Genomic DNA, 16,845 nt, shown 5'->3' on the forward strand with positions numbered 1-16,845 from the left:
ATATCTTGGCGAAACCACGCGCAAGACCGGCTATCTCAGTAGGGCGTACACTCGAACACCTGATAGTCATAGCCGCTGGTATAGCCGTAATCGACACATTGATACGGGCGGAGGAGGAGTGCGCCGAAAATCAGCTTTTCCCCCAATTCGCGATCGCACCCCAGCACCCCGACAGTGACCGCCGCATCGCCCAATACGTCCAGAAGCGGACAGCCCGACACGTGCTCCATCGCCAACGCGGCCCGGTCGCGGATCGGGCCCAGACGCGGGGCGTATTGAGCGTTCACACGGACGGCCTCGGCCAGTTCATTGCGGACCCGCACGTCAAAGACGCTGCCATTCACCGCGACACGTGTTGCCGGCAGGTCGCGGAAGTAAGGCGTGCCGCCTGAACAAGCGGCGAGGAACAGAAAGGCAAACACTCGGGTCATGCCGCATTTCTAGCGGCAATATGGTTAACGAAACCTTTCCCAATTCAGGCCCGCAGGACTTCTCCCAAACGACGAATACCTTCGCGGATTGTCGCTTCGTCAGAATTTGAAAAACTGAGACGAATGGTATTGGTGCCGCTGCCATCCGGGAAGAATGCTTGCCCCGGTACAAAGGCCACTTTCACCGTATCCAGAGCTCGCGCCAACAGGTCAGACCCATTGATCCCTGCGGGCAGCGTGACCCAGATGAACATACCGCCTTCGGGCCGCGCACACTCGACCCCCTCGGGCATATGCTGTTCCAACGCGTCCAGCATCACATCGCGACGGGCCTTGTAGACCGCACGCACTTTGGGAATATGTGTGTCAAAACACGTTTGTGCCACCTGATGTACGGCCATTTGATTGATGGTCGCCGAATGAAGATCCGCCGCCTGTTTCAACAAAACCATCTGAGAGATGATCGGTTTGGAGGCCACAACCCAGCCCATGCGCAGCCCCGGCGACAGGGTTTTTGAGAAACTGCCGCAATAGATTGTCCGGCAGCTTTCGATAGACCCTTTACGATCGAGCTCTAGGGACAGGATCGGTGGAATCGGATCACCATCATAGCGCAACGCCTGATAGGCCCCGTCCTCGATTATGGCGCAGTCCAGTTCTTCTGCCAAATCCAACAAAGCATCCCTGCCCTGCCGATCCAGAGTTTCGCCGGTTGGATTGGCAAAATCCGCCGACAGATAAGCGAACTTCACAGTACCATCCCCTGCTGCTGCTATGTATTCTTCGGCTCCGTTGTTGCCATTCAGCCGATCAAATCGGGGCTCGTAGGCATTGAACGCTGCAAGTGCGCCCAGATAGGTTGGCCATCCGACCAAGGCCGTATCGCCAGGAGACAGGAATAGCTTGCCCAGATAATCCAACGCCTGCTGCGACCCCGATGTGATCAGGATGTTGTCAATGTCACACTCTACTCCGATTTGACGCATGTGCTGCACCAGCCATTCTCGCAACGGGACATAGCCCTCGCTCACCGAATATTGCAGCGCCTGCGCCTGTGTCTCTGGTCCCAGTGCTGCTTGGAATGCCTGTGCGAACGCGTCAGCTGGAAACAAAGCAGGGTCCGGGATGCCACCGGCAAAAGAAATGATACCGGGCTGATCGAGCAGTTTCAGCAGCTCTCGGATTTCTGATGCCTTCATCCGGGAAGTTCGGGTGGCAAACAATGAGTGTCGAGACATGAGGCTCCTCCGATCTCAATTCAGGGCAGCCTATGGGTATACTTCTTAAAGTCAATAATGCTGACCTATTATTTCAATCGATGTGAACTGGCGTTCTTGAACGCATTGCGCACCCGTGGTCAAATGAGTTGACCAATTCCGGAACGAAGATGCCCTTTCACAAAGTCGAAACCGAAAAACTCTCGCTTGCCGTTGTTCGCCAGATCGAACTTCTGATCCTGCGTGGCATCCTGCGCCCCGGTGAACGCCTGCCATCCGAACGTGAGTTGGCCGAGCGGATGGGGGTGTCGCGCCCGTCGTTGCGCGATGCGATATCCGAACTTCAGGCGCAGGGGTTGCTGGCCGCAAAGGCCGGATCAGGAATCTATGTGGCCGAGGTGCTGGGATCTGCCTTTTCCCCGGCGCTGATCCGATTGTTTGGCAGTCATGACGAAGCGGTATTTGACTACCTGTCCTTTCGCCGCGACATGGAGGGGTTGGCCGCAGAACGGGCCGCACGGCTGGGATCAGACAGCGACCTGAAGGTGGTTCAGGCGGTCTTTGACAAGATGCAGGCGGCCCATGACAGGAACGCGGCGTATGACGAGGCGCAACTGGACGCCGAATTCCACATGGCCATCATCGAGGCCAGCCACAACGTCGTCATGCTGCACATGATGCGCTCGATGTATGATCTGCTGATACAGGGCGTGTTCTATAACCGACAGACCATGTTCCAACAGCGCGCCACGCGCGAGGCCATTCTAGACCAGCATCGGGCGATCAATGGCGCGCTTCAGGCGCGCGATCCTTCGGCTGCGCGCAACGCAATTGAACAGCATCTGGACTTTGTTGAACGCAGCATGGCGGATCAACGAAAGGCCGAACGTAATGAAGCCATCGCACAACAGCGGCTGGCCCACGAAACCGAACACGACTGACAAGCGCCAACCGCCATTCAGGGCTTTTACTGCTGCTCGGTCACGCGACGCTTCATTTCGTCATAGTCAACCTGCGTCAGGCTGTCGTGGCCAAAGCGCTTTTTCAGCTTTCGGCGATGCCATTTTCCAGGCCACGCAAACTTGTCCAATGTCGTGAAAACATAGATGTCGCCGGTCAGGTGAACCTTTCGCATTCCCAGTTCAGAGGCCATGAAATCAAGGCACTGTTCCGAGAAAAAGCTGATATGCTGTCCGGTTTCAAAGACCCAATACCACCAGTCCCGTGAGGGTATGGCGTTTGGATCGAAGCATGTGGCCGAAAGGAACAAAGTGTCAAAACCGAACCGGGCGCGCGCCTCTTTTATTTGCGAAAGTGGGTTGGGCAGGTGCTCCAACACTTCGAAGGCGGTGGCAACAGAATAGGAACCGTTATCCGCTTCGAACCCACGCGCAACCAGATTATCGGCAAAGGGGTCGGACCAATGGAAATGAAGCCCGATATCACGCAGGCCACGCACGAGCAGCCCGTAGCCACCTCCAATGTCGATGCCACGAGCCTCGGCAAGGCCATTTGCGCGCATGGCAAGTGACACACCGCGAATATTGTTCAGGTTGCGCGCCAGAATTCCGGTATCTGTCAGGGCGATGGCATCGCTATAAGCTTCGTCCAGCCAGGTGGGAGAATCCACCCAGATAAACCCGCAACTTTTGTCCAGAAAGTACCGCGCCGGGTGACAGCCGATTACATCGGCCTCAAACAGAAACTCACCTTTTTCACCAGTCAGAGGGGAATGAGACATTTGTTAGGCCGCCCCTGCTTCTCTAGGTAGTAAATTAGATGGAAATGGCGCGCCGCTGCCTTCTCCCAAATGATGATCAGGGGCCAATGTTGTCAGCGCCGGATCGATGAACAATCTTGCGCCACGGTCCCGCAGCTGTTTGTGCAGCATCACATGTTCGCACACCTGCTGACCTTTTTCGTCCCAGCAAGAATAGCGCAAGCCCCTGAGCGCGCGGGTCTTATACAACCCGGCGCCTCCAAAAGCGCTATCAACCGGGATAAGCGGCGTTTCGGCCGGAATATGGAACTGGCGGTCAAAGACCGCTGACTTCAGCAAACTATGGCGCCATTTGCGACGCCCGAACAATGGTCTGCGCGTGCTCTGAATGCGCTGCCAGACGTCTTCATCACACCAACCGGAGCAGCGCAAGGCATGGATGTCATAATATGCAGGCTTGGAATTGCCGAAGACACCCTCCCACAAAGGGGCAACCCTTTGCGCCGCTGACAAAACCGCCTGAACATCCAGACAGACGTTCGGGCCATCCAGATCCAGCACCAGGGTAAGATCGAGATCGATGTCTTTCTCTTCCAATCTGTTGAGTACGGCATTTCTTGCGGCTGTGATGCGCTCAATCCGATCAGGTACACGAGAAGCAAGCCCATCCAGTTGAATGATATCGACGTGCTGATTTCGATCGGCGTAATCGAATAACACTCGGTCCGTATCGTCCGTGTTGTCATTGGTCGCAATGGTGGCTGAATACCGGCTCAACTGGGCCGACAGATTTTCAATCCTGTTGATCGTATCGATCAGCGCCAAGCCGCCGTTTCTGACCACGCCAATAATATTCATCGAAACTGGGTCGCCCGACACGGTCTGTCTTTCCTTGAACTGTAACGCTCTTCGCGGAGTTTACCTGCCAACCTGATCCCCGACGGTTGGTAGGATTCGGAGTGTGACCAACAAAAAAGCAGAACTGCTCAAGAAACAAAAGACCCGAAAGCCACTGGCCCTCGGGTCGTCTGCATCACTTTTCTGTAAGGGGCATCCCTCAGTGCAGCTTGGTGCCCACATCTGCAATCGACGCGTCGATCAGTTTGTTTGCCTGTGCCGCGGTCATCTGCTTGACCAATACGGAACCTGCAGCAGCAACCGCAACCGAAACGGCCTGATCACGTACTTCTTTCACAGCAGATGCTTCAGCCGAAGCGATCTGGTCCTGAGCTGCAGCCAGACGACGTTCGATCGACTTTTCAAGGTCAACCTTCGCTTGATCAGCTGCCAGAACCGCGTCTTCTTTTGCCGCCGCGACAATCGCATCGGCCTGACCCTGAACTTCACGCTGCTTGCGCTCATACGAGGCCAGCAATGTGCGTGCTTCTTCATGCAGGGCACGGGCTTCGTCCAGTTCGGACTTGATCCCTTCGGCACGGTTGTCCAATGCACCGCCGATCATACCGGGGACCTTGAAGTAGAACAGAACCGCGATGAAGACGATGAAGCCCAGAAGGACGACAAAGTCGGTGTTGCCAAGCGAGAAGAACGGGCCGCTTGCAGCAAAGGCCGGGCTGGCGGCACCAAATATCAGGATAAGGGCAAGAGTGTTCCGCATGTCACTTATCCTTTCGTCTGCGTATCTACGGCACTGGAAATGGCAGCCGCTTCCGCTTCGCCGCCCAGAGCTGTAACCAGTTCGGCCGCCGTGTCTTTGGCAACCACTTGAATGCTTTCCAGCGCACCGGCACGGATTTCGACAATTGCCTTTTCCGATTCAGCCGCCTTTGCAGCGATTTCCGCATCCGCCTTGGCAATCGCGTCATCCAGTCCAGCCTGGATTTCGGCGCGTGCTTCGGCAGCGATACGCTGCGCTTCGGCACGGGCATCGGCCAGCGCCTTGTTATAGGCTTCTTCAGCCTCGACCGCCTTGGCCTTCAGATCTTCGGCCGCAGCCAGGTCATTTGTAATGGTCCCCTGACGTTCAGCCAGGATTGCCGCAATGCGTGGCAGAGCCACGCGGGTCAAGACCAGAAAGATGACGACCAGCGTAATGACCAGCCAGAAGATCTGGTTGGGGAACCAATCGAAGCAGAGCTGAGGCATACCGATGGCAGAGCCACCAGCGTCGACACACGTGCCAGCCACTTCTTTGGTTACAGGTTCTGTCGCCATGATGTCCTCCGTCGGAACGTTGTCTTTACAACAGGTGGGCCGCTATGGCTTGGGCCCACCCGCGCGTAAGGATCAGGTTCCGCAGATTAGACGGCGAACATCAGCAGCAGCGAGACCAGGAATGCGAAGATCCCCAGGGCTTCTGCGAATGCGATACCGATAAACAGGGTTGCGGTCTGCGAAGCAGCCGCCGAAGGGTTGCGAAGGGCTCCGGCCAGGAAGTTGCCTGCAACGTTGCCCACCCCGATTGCGGCTGCGCCGGAACCGATTGCTGCCAGGCCTGCGCCGATGTGTGCGAGATCGCCTTCCATGATGTTTCTCCTTACGAATTGGAAGTTTCGATGTTTGGGTATCGGACCTTAGTGCGACGGATGCAGCGCATCTTTCAGATAAACACAGGTCAGAATGGTGAAAACGTAGGCCTGGATGAAGGCCACAAGGACCTCGAGACCGTACATTGCGGTGATCGCCAGAACCGACACGGGCGAGATTACGGCAACCGCGGCAAAGCCCGCGAAAACCTTGATAACCGCGTGGCCAGCCATGACGTTACCAGCAAGACGAATAGAGTGGCTGACAGGACGTACGAAGTACGAGATCAGCTCGATGATCGCCAGGATCGGACGCAACGCCAAGGGTGCGCTGGAGACCCAGAACAGGCCCAAGAAGGCCGCGCCGTTCTTGACGAAGCCTAGGATGGTTACCGTCAGGAACACGGCCAGTGCCAGCGGGATGGTGACCGCGAAATGCGACGTCGTTGTGAACGAGGTCGGGATCAGGCCCAGGAAGTTCGCGCAGACGATGAACATGAACAAGGTCATGACATACGGGAAGAACTTGACGCCTTCCTTGCCGCAGATATCTTCCAGCATCTTGTAGACGAAACCGTAGGTAAGTTCCGCAATCGACTGCATGCGGGTCGGAACGATTGCTCGTTTCGACGTGGGCAGCACCAGCAGAGCCACAACGGCAGCAATTGCCATGAACAACCACAGGGTCACGTTGGTGACTGTGAACATGCCCACTGCACCGTCGCCGAACAACGGCTTGACGATGAATTGGTCCATCGGGTGAAAAACCAGGCTGCTGCCTTCTGCTGCGGTGGTCTCAGTCGCCACGTTCAGTCCCTCTCGTCCTTTTCGGCCGCGTCAGCCGCCGTTTGCTTCGCCTGAGCTTCCTGTGCGCTGCGGAGCATAACCTTCACGCCCGCGACAAGACCCAGCAATGTGAATAGCACCAGAAATATCGGGATTGTCCCGAGCAGGCTGTCCAGCCCATATCCGATGCCAAATCCGATCCCCAGACCGGATACCATTTCGATGACCATCCTCCAGGCAAGCTCGCCCCCGGACACGTCAGCATCTGCACGGGGCTTCGGCGCTTTGGCCTTTTTCGCCGCGTCGATCTTGGCCTCAAGCTGCGCCATACGCTGCTTTTGGTCGTCATCGGTCACGGGCGTTTCCCTCGTACAGTCTTGAGCATGGTGCTAAGGGGACAGAGGCCCAGAGTCAACGGGCTTGCACATCCTGATTGCCGCATCTTAAATATTTGTTTTTATTAACTATTTTCAGCACACACTTGACTCAGGGGGATATCACACCCGAGCGCCGGTCCAAAAATGCGTCCAAACCTCATATTCAACCAAAGAGTTGATTATCCCCCGTCAACAGGTTGCCCGCGAAGACCGGCTGTTTCATCCAGCAACCAGCCACGAAAGGCCTGAACAGACTTCCTGCGGACTGCGCCCGCTCCAAGAACCAACCGGAATCCCCCGTCCCTAAAGCCGATCGGAAAGCACCGGATCAGCCGCCCCGCATTGAGATCCGTAAGCATACAATCTGCGGACCCCAGAAAGATGCCCTGACCATACAACGTCGCCTCCATCGCCAGCCCCGTCATGGTCTTCCAGCTGCCGATACGGCGTTCGGGCATTTCAATTCCAGCCAATTCCGCCCAACGCCGCCAGGTTTCGGCCGGTCGATCGCGATAAAGACGATAGTTCAGGATTTGCTCGGGGTTGCTCCAACCTTCGGGCCGCAGGGCTGGCGCGGCATAGGGATATACCGGCGCATCGCTGATCAGGTCTGACGGCATGTCCAATTCACCGCGATGCGCAAAGCGAACGGCCAGATCCGCGTCGTGACGGTCAACGTCGGCCAAAGCCTGCGAGGCCTCCAGCCGCAACTCAACACCCGGGAAGGCATTGTAAAAACCGGACAACCGGGGGACGAGGTATTTTTGTGCAAACAACGGCTCACAACTGATCGTGATGGTTCCTTCGGGCCGCTGGCGCACCAGTTCGGTGGCTTCGGCAATCTCGTCGAGCGCCGCCATGACCCTGATCAGCAAGCCGCGCCCTTCCAGCGTCAGCTCAACGCCGCGCGGCAGGTCCCGGAACAAAGCGACACCCAGCCGATCCTCGAGACCGCGCACATGTCGGCTGATCGCAGAATGGCTGACATTCAGCTCATCCGCGGCACGGCTGAAACTTTCGTGCCGTCCCGCAGCTTCGAACGCTTTCAGAGCATTAAGAGGAGGTAATATGCGAGCCATTCCCAATATGTGCTTTTTTGTAACGCATTGAGTCAAGTAATTGATTTTGTGTTTCTCTACAGAACCGATCATTTTCTCAATGAAATTAGTGGATAAGGAACATGTAATGGAACAGATTCAGAAGAAATGGACATTTAATTTACGTCTGATTTTTAAACCACTTCGACGTTTTTCACTTCTAAACCGTAAACGGCGCGCCAGGGCGACGCCTTTGCCAGCAACTGCGCGCATGGTCCGGGATATCGGCCTGATTGAAAGTGATGTGGATCGATTGCGGATGCACTTGCCTTTAGACAGACTCCGCCATCCGATGCTGTAACGCCCTTTCCGCGCGCACGCCAAGCGGCTATGAAAGCGTGATGAACGATCCGCTCGACACAGTCTTTGCAGCCCTCGCCGACCCCACACGCCGTGCTATCCTGGCAATGCTGCTGGAGGATGACATGGCCGTGACTGATGTGGCCGAGCCATTCGACATGTCACTGGCTGCGATTTCCAAGCATCTGGTCATTCTGACGAAAGCCGGGTTGATCAGTCAGGAGAAACGCGGGCGGGTGAAATGGTGCAAGCTGGAACCTGACGCGCTGCGCGCCGCATCAGTTTGGATGCAGGGGTTCGGTCAGTTCGAACCCGTTAATCTGGATGCGTTCGAGCGTTTTCTGGAAGTTGAGCTTCCGGCCTCGGACGAAGCCTAGCGCACCACAAAGACCGACATGCTGGCATGTTTGGCCAGATACCCGGCGTGGCTGGAGAATATGTAGTCCGTAATCCGGGGGGCATGGGTTCCCACAATGATCAAATCAGCCCCCATCTCTTCCGCTGCGCGGGTCAGGTCGCCGTCCACTTCGGCGGCAACGTCGACCGAGTGAATCTTGCGGATGGTAACTTTGGTCCCACTATCAGCGGCAAGCTTTTCGGTGAACACCGCCAAATCCCTGTCGATTTCGGCTTCGGTTTCCGTGGATTCACCCATATGGGCTCCGGTCACGCTGACCAGAGTGATTTTAGCCCCCTGCCATTTCGCCACTTCCGCAGCGATATCAGCAGCTTTGCGGACCTCGGGCGGCAGATGCCGATCTATCGGCAGCATAATATGCTTGAACATAACCTCCTCCTCTCACTTTCTTTGCAGTGTATTGGAGGGGCAAATTTCAAGCCTTGATCTGGCTCAAGCAAATTCCGCATTCGGAATGCATTCGAAAACCTAGGCGGCTTAAAGCGCACGTTCGGCGTTATTCCGCAGTTGTGCTCATCTGCACGGCACGCGGTGCTTCCTCTTTCAGCAGCATCAGCAAAGCGATGACGGTCAGGACCACCCCACCCAGGATCAAACCCGTGGGTACAGCTTTGCCCAGCGCGATTTCCCACAAGATCACCCAACTTGGCACCAGATAGGTATAAGCCATCACCTTCGCCGAGGGCAGCCGCAAAGACGAAAACTGCACCAGCACAAAACTGGCAGCCGTTGCAAAAAACGAAATATAAAGCAAACCAATCCAGACAATGGCCGGAAGCGCGGCCCAGTCTGTGGCCCCCAGATCAGACCAGCCAAACACTGTCAGCAAAAGACATCCGGCAAGCAAGGTACCAAAGGTGAAGACCACAGCGGGCTCTCCACGATTCAGTTTACGTACCATCGGAGTATAAACCGCATGGGCGACACAGCCCCAGAAATAGATGACCTCTCCGCGCCCGATCTCAAAGGCGCGAAACACCTGCCAATCGGCTCGAAAGATTACCCATAACGCCCCCACTGCCCCAATGGTTAAAGCCAGCGCCATACGCGGGGTGGTGATCTGACGCAACAGAACCCATCCTGCGAGGGCCGAGACGACGGGTGTCAGCGTGAAGACTGCGGCGGCACTGACCGGTGGCGCGGTTTGCAGACCATAGAACATCAGCACGAAGTAGGTGGCGAACAACCCGCCCAATACAAGATAGCGCCAGGGGGCCTGCGCCGCAGCGCGCGGCAATCCGGTTGTGGCCAGAGCGGCGACACCAATCACCACCGCCGCAATGGCAAACCGCACCGCATTGAGCGCCGCCGGGGCAATCTCGTTCGCAATCATCGACCCAAGCGAAAAACTGCCCGCAACGAGCGCAGAAAAAGCCAGCATGGCCAGATGGCCACGGGCCTGAGGGGTCATGATTGCCAGCCTTTGGCCTGTGCTTTCAAAAAAGTCAGGAACGCCTGCACCTTGGTCGTTCGATGCAGATCCACATGCGTCACCAGCCAAAGGTTACCGAACCATTCTGGCAGCGGCTCCATCACTTCGACAAGATTGTCATGGCGGGTTGCTTCCCATCGGGACATGAATCCAATACCGGCCCCGGCCAAAACGGCCTCGCGCATACAGAAGTTGTTGGTGCAGCGAAAGGTAATGCGGTCAGTAGGCACCGTCGCGCGCAGCCACCGGGTGAACGGTGCCCGGCTGCCTTCATCATCAGAGCTGACAAATTGGTGCTTCGCGAAATCTTCGGTGCCCGACGGTTTACCAAACCGTTCGACATATGCAGTGCTGGCATACAGGCCGACCTCTTCTTGCCTGAAGGGCTGAACGACGTTGTCTGGCTGATCCGGTGCCGACCCGGCGCGGATTGCTACGTGCGCTTCGCCATATTCCAGCCGGAACAGCCGGTCTCCGGTTAAGTAACGCACTATCAGATCCGGATGCATCTCTTGAAAAGCGGTGAGCGTTGGAACCACCAGAGGCGCAATCGAGCCCAGTGACGTCACCACCAACTCGCCCGAAACATCGTCACCCCGACCCTTCATTCGGCCCACAAGCTGATTGAACTGGTCTTCAGTGGCCTGGGCCACACGCAACAAATCGTCACCCGCTTCGGTCGGCGTGTACCCGCGCGCGTGACGCTGGAACAGTTTGACCCCCAACCGCGCCTCGATCGCGTCGATATGGCGGATCACTGTGGCGTGGTGCACCCCCAGAACCTCGGCGGCACCACTGACCGTCCCCATGCGGGCCACCTGATAGGCAGTTCTCACCTCATCCCAATTGTCCATGGCAATGTCGTCACTGTGCAATTTCCAACAATAGCTGTTGATGTATCCGAGTTTTGTTCACCAGTGCAACATTCATATTGGAAGCAGGACAAGATTTCCCTGACCCAAAGGACCCAATCAATGACCAATACTATCCTTCATATCGACTCATCCGCCCGCCGCGTGAACTCGACCACGCGCGATCTGTCAGAGCGTGTGGTCAAGCAACTGGGCGCAGAGCGCATCATCCGACGTGATCTTTCCACCCCACTTCCAATGCTGACTGAAGATTGGATCGCTGCCAACTTCACACCAGCGGAACAGCGCGACGAAGTACAACGCGACCGGCTCGCCCTGTCAGACCAGCTGGTGGCCGAATTGCAGGACGCCGACACCATCGTCATTGGCCTGCCTATCTACAACTTCTCGGTACCGGCCGCCTTCAAGGCCTGGATCGACCTTGTTGCACGCGCCGGTCTGACTTTTTCCTATACCGAAAACGGTCCCAAAGGTCTGTTGGAAGGTAAACGCGCCATTCTGGCTATCGCTTCGGGCGGTGTCCCTGTCGGGTCCGAGGCGGATTTCGCCACCAACTACGCGCGCCACGTTCTGGGCTTTATCGGCATCCATGACGTGGACGTCATCGCTGCCGATCAGATGGCCGTGAACCCCGATGCAGCGTTGCAAAGCGCCCATAAGGCTGTAGCTGAGCTTGCAGCCTGATCCCCTCTGGTCAATGAGCCCGGAAACGTCCAGTCTGCCATTCAGTATGACAGGCAGACTGGATGGGCACATGAAGAAAATCGGCATTCTGGGCGGTGTGGGCTGGGCCTCGACCGTCGACTATTACAGGGCGATTGCCGAAGGAGCCGGGCGGTATTTCGCGGAACGCGGCCATGGCTCTCCTTTGCCGATCCCTCCGATGACAATCGAATCTGTCACACAGGCCAAGACGCGCGCCTTGCGCGGTGTCGCCGGAGATGAGGCAAGCTGGGCGGGTTTTGATGCCGTATTCCGTGATGCACTGCTGACGTTGGAGCGTGCAGGCTGCGACTTCGGCATCATCGCGTCCAACACACCGCACGCACGGCTCCACGCGATCCGGCTGGGTGTTTCCATGCCCATCCTCAGCATCTTTGATGCAACCGCCGACGCCACGGCAGGAACTGGCGCGTCCGAGGCTCTGGTCCTGGGCACAACCGTAACGATGCAGGCCACCAACTATGCGGATCGTCTGGCCGCCGAGGGCATCACTGCAAATGAGCGGCTGCCAGAGCCCGAGATTTCCGAGATGCAGGCCATGATCGACAGTGACTTCTACGGTGGCGCTTCCGACACCGCCCGTACGCGATTGCTGGCCTTTTGCAACAAGCACGCCAGTCCGGGAACCGCGATCCTGCTGGCCTGCACCGAGCTGCCACTGGCTTTTCCGAACAATCTGGACGACCCGGTGTTCGAGGCTGACGGGCACATGTTCGTCAACCCGTCTGCCGCGCATGTCGCCGCCGCGCTGAAAGAGGCGCTTGAGTGATCAGGGCAGCCAAGTGATTTCGCAATCGATGCGATCAAAGAAAGCCATCATGTCGGTATGTTTCAGGACGACAGTGCGGTCATTGACCAGCGGGTGCATGTAAATCACCTCGGCCTGTCGGGCCGCCGCGTCCATGAAGAACCGCACATCATTCTGAACCCCGTTGATCATCGCCAAAGGGCTGACCGCGCCCGGTCGAATGCCGAGGTTCTGTAGCAGCCTGTCCACCGAGCCGAAGGACAGATTGCCAATTCCCAACTCAGCACCCAGCACCTTAAGGTCGATCTCGCGGCTTTGCTCAAGTGTCACCAGATAGTTGCGCTTTTTCTTGTCGCGCAGATACAGGTTCTTGACCCGCAACGCATTCTCGCCCGGCAACGTGAATTGACCTTCGACGGACTTGGCATCCTCGACCGTACGCAGGGGCACATGAGTATGCATACGATAGGCCAACCCCCACTCATCCAGTTGCGCCAGCAATGCGTCGGAACTCAGCGGTAGTGTGTCCTGATAGGCGGATGAAGCGTCCATCCTGATCTCCTTGCGCAGAATTTCCTGCGCTGTGCCACAGAACGGACGCGCCCGCAATCAGCCGAAATACAGTTAAGAGCATTGGCCATTCCAAACCCTTGATTCAATGTGAACGCTGTTGACTCTGACGGCCATTGCGCCTAAAGCCCGGTCCAAACATCCGGAAGCGTCTGATCTTCCGGTCCCTTGAGTCGTTCAGGGATCGCCCCCCACCAGCGAGTTTCGCCCGTGGGGGCAATGCCATTTGGCATTACCCCCACGTCTAATTCAGTGGGAGGGGGCAATTGTGTACTCAACCGGTGGTTCCTACTTAGGAAGCGCCTAGTCAAAACCGGCGAAGGAGGCCGAAGGCATGTTTGAAAATCTATCCGAACGCCTCTCTGGCGTCTTTGATCGGCTGACGAAACAGGGTGCCCTGTCCGAGGAAGACGTCAAAACCGCCCTACGCGAGGTTCGCGTTGCCCTGTTAGAGGCGGATGTTTCGCTGCCGGTGGCACGCGAATTCGTCAAGAAGGTGCAGGAACAGGCAACCGGTCAGGCCGTCACCAAGTCGATCACACCCGGCCAGCAGGTCGTCAAGATCGTACATGACGCGCTGGTCGATACGCTGCGCGGCGAGGAAGACCCCGGCGCGCTGAAGATCGACAACCCGCCCGCCCCGATCCTGATGGTCGGTCTGCAGGGCTCGGGTAAGACGACCACGACAGGTAAGCTCGCCAAGCGCCTGAAAGAGAAAGAGGGCAAGAAGGTTCTGATGGCCTCGCTCGACGTCTATCGCCCGGCGGCGATGGATCAGTTGGCGGTTTTGGGTACTCAGGTCGGCGTCGATACTTTGCCCATCGTTCCCGGCCAGTCGCCGGTCGACATCGCCAAGCGTGCCAAGCAGCAGGCAACGCTGGGTGGCTATGACGTCTACATGCTCGATACCGCGGGCCGTCTGCACATCGACGAAGTGCTGATGAACGAGGTCGAGCAGGTTCGCAACGTAGTTGATCCGCGCGAGACCCTGCTGGTCGTCGATGGCCTGACCGGTCAGGTCGCTGTTGAGGTGGCCGAGGAATTTGACGCCAAAGTTGGCATCTCGGGCGTGGTCCTGACCCGTATGGACGGTGACGGGCGCGGCGGTGCGGCGCTGTCGATGCGCGCAGTCACCGGCAAGCCGATCCGCTTTGTGGGTCTGGGTGAGAAGATGGACGCGCTCGAAACGTTCGAGCCGGACCGGATCGCCGGTCGTATCCTGGGTATGGGCGACATTGTTGCCCTGGTCGAAAAGGCCCAGGAAACGATGGAGATGGAACAGACCGAGCGCATGATGAAGCGCATGGTCAAAGGTCAGTTCAACATGAACGACCTGAAAATGCAGCTGGAACAGATGATCCAGATGGGCGGCATGCAAGGCATGATGGGCATGATGCCGGGTATGGGCAAGATGGCCAAGCAGATGGATCAGGCGGGGCTTGACGACAAGATCCTGCGCCAGCAGATCGCCCTGATCCAGTCCATGACCAAACGCGAACGCGCCAACCCGCAGCTGTTGCAGGCGAGCCGTAAAAAGCGGATCGCGGCAGGCTCGGGCATGGAGGTCAGCGACCTCAACAAGCTGCTCAAGATGCACCGGCAGATGTCGGACATGATGAAGAAGATGGGCAAGATGGGCAAAGGCAAGATGCTGAAACAGGCTATGAAGGGCATGTTTGGCAAAGGCGGCCCCTCGCCCGAAGACATGGCCGCAGGCATGGACCCCAAAGCGCTGGAACAGGCGGCCAAGGCGATGGGCGGCAAGATGCCCGGCGGCATGCCCGGCATGGGTGGCGGCATGGGTCTGCCCCCCGGGCTGAGCGGGTTTGGCAAGAAGAAGTAAATGACTACCCACGCGCTTCATATCCCTCAGCTTGAGACCGAACGCCTTATCCTGCGTGCTCCGTCCGAGGCTGATCTTGACGCAGACACCGCGTTCTTCGCCAGCGATGCTGCGAAGTATGTCGGCGGTCAGATGCGCCGGGATGAGGTGTGGCGCGTGATTGCCGCCTTGCTGGGCCACTGGACTCTGCGCGGCTACGGGTTTTGGAGCGTCGATGAAAAAGACACCGGCACCTATGTTGGTCGTGTCGGACTCTGGTGCCCCGAAGGATGGCCCGAACCCGAAGTCGGCTGGACGCTGCTGAACCATGCCACCGGCAGAGGATATGCCACCGAAGCCGGGTTTGCGGCACGCAGCTATGCCTATGATGTTCTGGGTTGGGACACCGCGATCTCGCTGATCGATCCTGACAATCACGCCAGCATCGCCGTTGCCAAGCGTTTGGGCGCACAGTTCGAATACAACTACGAGCACCCCAAATATGAGATCTCGGAAATCTGGCGACACCCTGCCCCGGCAGATCTGGTGAACGGTGGAATGGAGGCCTACGCATGACCTCGTTCACTATCCCCACTGTCGAAACCGAGCGTCTGATTCTACGTGCACCGCATCAGGACGATCTGCCCGCGATGACCGCGTTCTTTGCGACCGAGCGCAGCCACATGGTTGGTGGCCCGAAAGATAATCTGGGAAGCTGGGACTCACTGGTCAAACGACTGGGTCATTGGGCACTCAATGGTTTTGGCCTTTGGCATCTGACCGAGAAATCGCGCGGTGCGTTCGTCGGTTGGGCAGGCATCATCTTTGCTCCGGGCTGGGATGAACCGGAACTGGGCTGGACCCTGATGGAGCAAGCCGAAGGCAAAGGTCTGGGATTTGAGGCTGCAGAAGCTGCGCGCGACTATGCGGCCCGTCATCAAGGCCTGAATGGCGTGATGTCCTACATCGCCCACGCAAATGACCGCTCGCGCGCCTTGGCCGAGCGTCTTGGCGCGACTTATGAGCGCGAAGCCGAGCTGCTGGGTAAAAAAGCTCAGATCTGGCGGCACCCGCAAATCGATTTGTCTGAACCCGCTTTGACCACCGAAAGGATCGGCCAATGACCAACCCCGTGACACAGGCTGCCACGCTGTTGAAAGAGCATCGCGAAAGCATCGACCGACTGGACGCGATTCTTGTCTATACGCTGGGCGAGCGGTTCAAGCACACTCAGGCCGTTGGCAAACTCAAGGCTGAACACGACCTTCCCCCGTCCGATCCCTCGCGCGAAGCGGCGCAGATCGCACGGCTCGAAGACCTGGCGAAAGAGGCCGATCTGGACCCCGATTTCGCCAAGGCTTTCCTGAACTTCATCATTCAGGAAGTCATCCGACACCACAAGAAACACCAGAATTGATCGGGAAATTCCCGGCACACGCCATCTAAAGGAGATACCACCATGGCAATGAAAATTCGTCTCGCCCGCGGCGGCTCGAAAAAGCGTCCCTTCTATCGCATCGTGGCTGCCGACAGCCGCATGCCCCGCGACGGCCGTTTCATCGAGAAACTGGGCACCTACAACCCGCTGCTGCCGAAAGACAGCGAAGAGCGCGTGAAAATGGACATGGAGCGCATTCAGTACTGGCTGGATCAGGGCGCTCAGCCTACCGACCGTATCGCACGTATGCTGGAAGCAGCCGGCAGCCGTGACAAAGCCGAGCGTAACAACCCCAACAAGGGTACCCCGGGCAAGAAAGCTCAGGAGCGCGCGGAAGAGAAAGCGGCAAAGGCAGCTGAAGCTGCCGCTGCACCGGCTGAAGAAGCGGCTGCAGAAGAATAAGCAGGC

The 16,845-nt window shown here is 57.5% G+C and carries 24 protein-coding genes; 10 read left to right on the top strand and 14 right to left on the bottom strand.

What is annotated here, in order from left to right:
- Positions 1-35: 35 nt before the first annotated feature.
- Positions 36-431 (bottom strand): hypothetical protein, encoded by a 396-nt coding sequence (locus AC2FLD_RS16815; protein ID WP_496671011.1) that lies wholly within the window; start codon positions 429-431, stop codon positions 36-38.
- A 44-nt stretch (positions 432-475) separates the two neighbouring features.
- On the bottom strand, positions 476-1,669 hold the full coding sequence (locus AC2FLD_RS16820; RefSeq protein WP_496671009.1) for an aminotransferase-like domain-containing protein: 1,194 nt from the start codon (positions 1,667-1,669) through the stop codon (positions 476-478).
- 149 nt (positions 1,670-1,818) lie between these two features.
- On the opposite strand from AC2FLD_RS16820, the gene AC2FLD_RS16825 reads away from it, so the two are divergent.
- Positions 1,819-2,589 carry a FadR/GntR family transcriptional regulator gene (locus AC2FLD_RS16825; RefSeq protein ID WP_496671006.1) on the top strand — a complete coding sequence of 257 codons (771 nt, stop codon included), beginning with the start codon at positions 1,819-1,821 and terminating at the stop codon, positions 2,587-2,589.
- 26 nt (positions 2,590-2,615) lie between these two features.
- Here the strand turns inward: AC2FLD_RS16825 and AC2FLD_RS16830 are convergent, their stop codons facing one another.
- The 8 genes from AC2FLD_RS16830 to AC2FLD_RS16865 all read right to left on the bottom strand — a co-directional run bounded on the left by AC2FLD_RS16830 (position 2,616) and on the right by AC2FLD_RS16865 (position 8,096).
- Positions 2,616-3,389: a class I SAM-dependent methyltransferase gene (locus tag AC2FLD_RS16830; protein WP_496671004.1), complete on the bottom strand. Its 774-nt coding sequence runs from the start codon at positions 3,387-3,389 to the stop codon at positions 2,616-2,618.
- Positions 3,390-3,392: 3 nt separating this feature from the next.
- The gene (locus AC2FLD_RS16835) at positions 3,393-4,193 is read right to left on the bottom strand and encodes a hypothetical protein (protein ID WP_496671000.1); all 801 of its coding nucleotides are present in this window, start codon (positions 4,191-4,193) and stop codon (positions 3,393-3,395) included.
- 232 nt (positions 4,194-4,425) lie between these two features.
- The gene (locus tag AC2FLD_RS16840) at positions 4,426-4,986 is read right to left on the bottom strand and encodes a F0F1 ATP synthase subunit B (RefSeq protein ID WP_496670998.1); all 561 of its coding nucleotides are present in this window, start codon (positions 4,984-4,986) and stop codon (positions 4,426-4,428) included.
- 5 nt (positions 4,987-4,991) lie between these two features.
- Positions 4,992-5,543: a F0F1 ATP synthase subunit B' gene (locus AC2FLD_RS16845; protein WP_496670995.1), complete on the bottom strand. Its 552-nt coding sequence runs from the start codon at positions 5,541-5,543 to the stop codon at positions 4,992-4,994.
- A gap of 86 nt (positions 5,544-5,629) precedes the next feature.
- On the bottom strand, positions 5,630-5,854 hold the full coding sequence (locus tag AC2FLD_RS16850; RefSeq protein ID WP_005981269.1) for a F0F1 ATP synthase subunit C: 225 nt from the start codon (positions 5,852-5,854) through the stop codon (positions 5,630-5,632).
- A 48-nt stretch (positions 5,855-5,902) separates the two neighbouring features.
- A complete protein-coding gene (locus tag AC2FLD_RS16855; RefSeq protein ID WP_496670992.1) occupies positions 5,903-6,661 on the bottom strand; it encodes a F0F1 ATP synthase subunit A in 759 nt (252 codons plus the stop codon).
- 2 nt (positions 6,662-6,663) lie between these two features.
- Positions 6,664-6,996 carry an AtpZ/AtpI family protein gene (locus AC2FLD_RS16860; RefSeq protein WP_050605258.1) on the bottom strand — a complete coding sequence of 111 codons (333 nt, stop codon included), beginning with the start codon at positions 6,994-6,996 and terminating at the stop codon, positions 6,664-6,666.
- A gap of 200 nt (positions 6,997-7,196) precedes the next feature.
- Positions 7,197-8,096 (bottom strand): LysR substrate-binding domain-containing protein, encoded by a 900-nt coding sequence (locus AC2FLD_RS16865; protein ID WP_496670990.1) that lies wholly within the window; start codon positions 8,094-8,096, stop codon positions 7,197-7,199.
- A gap of 106 nt (positions 8,097-8,202) precedes the next feature.
- On the opposite strand from AC2FLD_RS16865, the gene AC2FLD_RS16870 reads away from it, so the two are divergent.
- Both AC2FLD_RS16870 and AC2FLD_RS16875 read left to right on the top strand, forming a co-directional pair.
- Entirely contained in the window at positions 8,203-8,415 is a 213-nt protein-coding gene (locus tag AC2FLD_RS16870) for a hypothetical protein (RefSeq protein ID WP_496670987.1), read from the top strand.
- A 40-nt stretch (positions 8,416-8,455) separates the two neighbouring features.
- Positions 8,456-8,791 (top strand): ArsR/SmtB family transcription factor, encoded by a 336-nt coding sequence (locus AC2FLD_RS16875; RefSeq protein WP_050605260.1) that lies wholly within the window; start codon positions 8,456-8,458, stop codon positions 8,789-8,791.
- Here the strand turns inward: AC2FLD_RS16875 and AC2FLD_RS16880 are convergent.
- From AC2FLD_RS16880 to AC2FLD_RS16890, 3 genes are all read right to left on the bottom strand, one after another.
- On the bottom strand, positions 8,788-9,201 hold the full coding sequence (locus tag AC2FLD_RS16880; RefSeq protein WP_496670984.1) for a universal stress protein: 414 nt from the start codon (positions 9,199-9,201) through the stop codon (positions 8,788-8,790). The two genes, AC2FLD_RS16875 and AC2FLD_RS16880, sit on opposite strands and share 4 nt — an antisense overlap.
- Positions 9,202-9,328: 127 nt before the next feature.
- Positions 9,329-10,243, bottom strand: coding sequence for a DMT family transporter (locus tag AC2FLD_RS16885; RefSeq protein WP_496670981.1), 915 nt, complete (start codon positions 10,241-10,243; stop codon positions 9,329-9,331).
- Positions 10,240-11,118 (bottom strand): LysR family transcriptional regulator, encoded by an 879-nt coding sequence (locus AC2FLD_RS16890; RefSeq protein ID WP_496670977.1) that lies wholly within the window; start codon positions 11,116-11,118, stop codon positions 10,240-10,242. The genes AC2FLD_RS16885 and AC2FLD_RS16890 overlap by 4 nt, the downstream gene beginning before the upstream one ends.
- A 120-nt stretch (positions 11,119-11,238) precedes the next feature.
- On the opposite strand from AC2FLD_RS16890, the gene AC2FLD_RS16895 reads away from it, so the two are divergent.
- Together AC2FLD_RS16895 and AC2FLD_RS16900 are read left to right on the top strand one after the other, a co-directional pair.
- On the top strand, positions 11,239-11,820 hold the full coding sequence (locus tag AC2FLD_RS16895) for an FMN-dependent NADH-azoreductase (RefSeq protein WP_496670974.1): 582 nt from the start codon (positions 11,239-11,241) through the stop codon (positions 11,818-11,820).
- 70 nt (positions 11,821-11,890) lie between these two features.
- The gene (locus AC2FLD_RS16900) at positions 11,891-12,628 is read left to right on the top strand and encodes an aspartate/glutamate racemase family protein (RefSeq protein WP_496670971.1); all 738 of its coding nucleotides are present in this window, start codon (positions 11,891-11,893) and stop codon (positions 12,626-12,628) included.
- On the opposite strand, the gene AC2FLD_RS16905 is transcribed toward AC2FLD_RS16900, so the two are convergent.
- A complete protein-coding gene (locus AC2FLD_RS16905; protein WP_496670968.1) occupies positions 12,629-13,159 on the bottom strand; it encodes a prolyl-tRNA synthetase associated domain-containing protein in 531 nt (176 codons plus the stop codon). It lies immediately after the preceding gene.
- 352 nt (positions 13,160-13,511) lie between these two features.
- On the opposite strand from AC2FLD_RS16905, the gene ffh reads away from it, so the two are divergent.
- Genes ffh through rpsP form a run of 5 tightly spaced genes read left to right on the top strand, consistent with a single transcriptional unit; the run spans position 13,512 to position 16,839 of the window.
- The gene (ffh, locus tag AC2FLD_RS16910) at positions 13,512-15,020 is read left to right on the top strand and encodes a signal recognition particle protein (protein ID WP_050605266.1); all 1,509 of its coding nucleotides are present in this window, start codon (positions 13,512-13,514) and stop codon (positions 15,018-15,020) included.
- Positions 15,021-15,575, top strand: coding sequence for a GNAT family N-acetyltransferase (locus AC2FLD_RS16915; protein ID WP_496670964.1), 555 nt, complete (start codon positions 15,021-15,023; stop codon positions 15,573-15,575).
- On the top strand, positions 15,572-16,123 hold the full coding sequence (locus tag AC2FLD_RS16920) for a GNAT family N-acetyltransferase (protein ID WP_496670959.1): 552 nt from the start codon (positions 15,572-15,574) through the stop codon (positions 16,121-16,123). Before AC2FLD_RS16915 ends, AC2FLD_RS16920 begins: the two co-directional genes overlap by 4 nt.
- Positions 16,120-16,416, top strand: a complete 297-nt coding sequence (locus AC2FLD_RS16925; protein ID WP_050605269.1) for a chorismate mutase — start codon at positions 16,120-16,122, stop codon at positions 16,414-16,416. The genes AC2FLD_RS16920 and AC2FLD_RS16925 overlap by 4 nt, the downstream gene beginning before the upstream one ends.
- Before the next feature lie 42 nt (positions 16,417-16,458).
- Positions 16,459-16,839, top strand: coding sequence for a 30S ribosomal protein S16 (gene rpsP, locus AC2FLD_RS16930; RefSeq protein ID WP_050605270.1), 381 nt, complete (start codon positions 16,459-16,461; stop codon positions 16,837-16,839).
- Positions 16,840-16,845 lie beyond the last annotated feature (6 nt).

The organism is Ruegeria sp. CDSA021, from assembly GCF_059612325.1.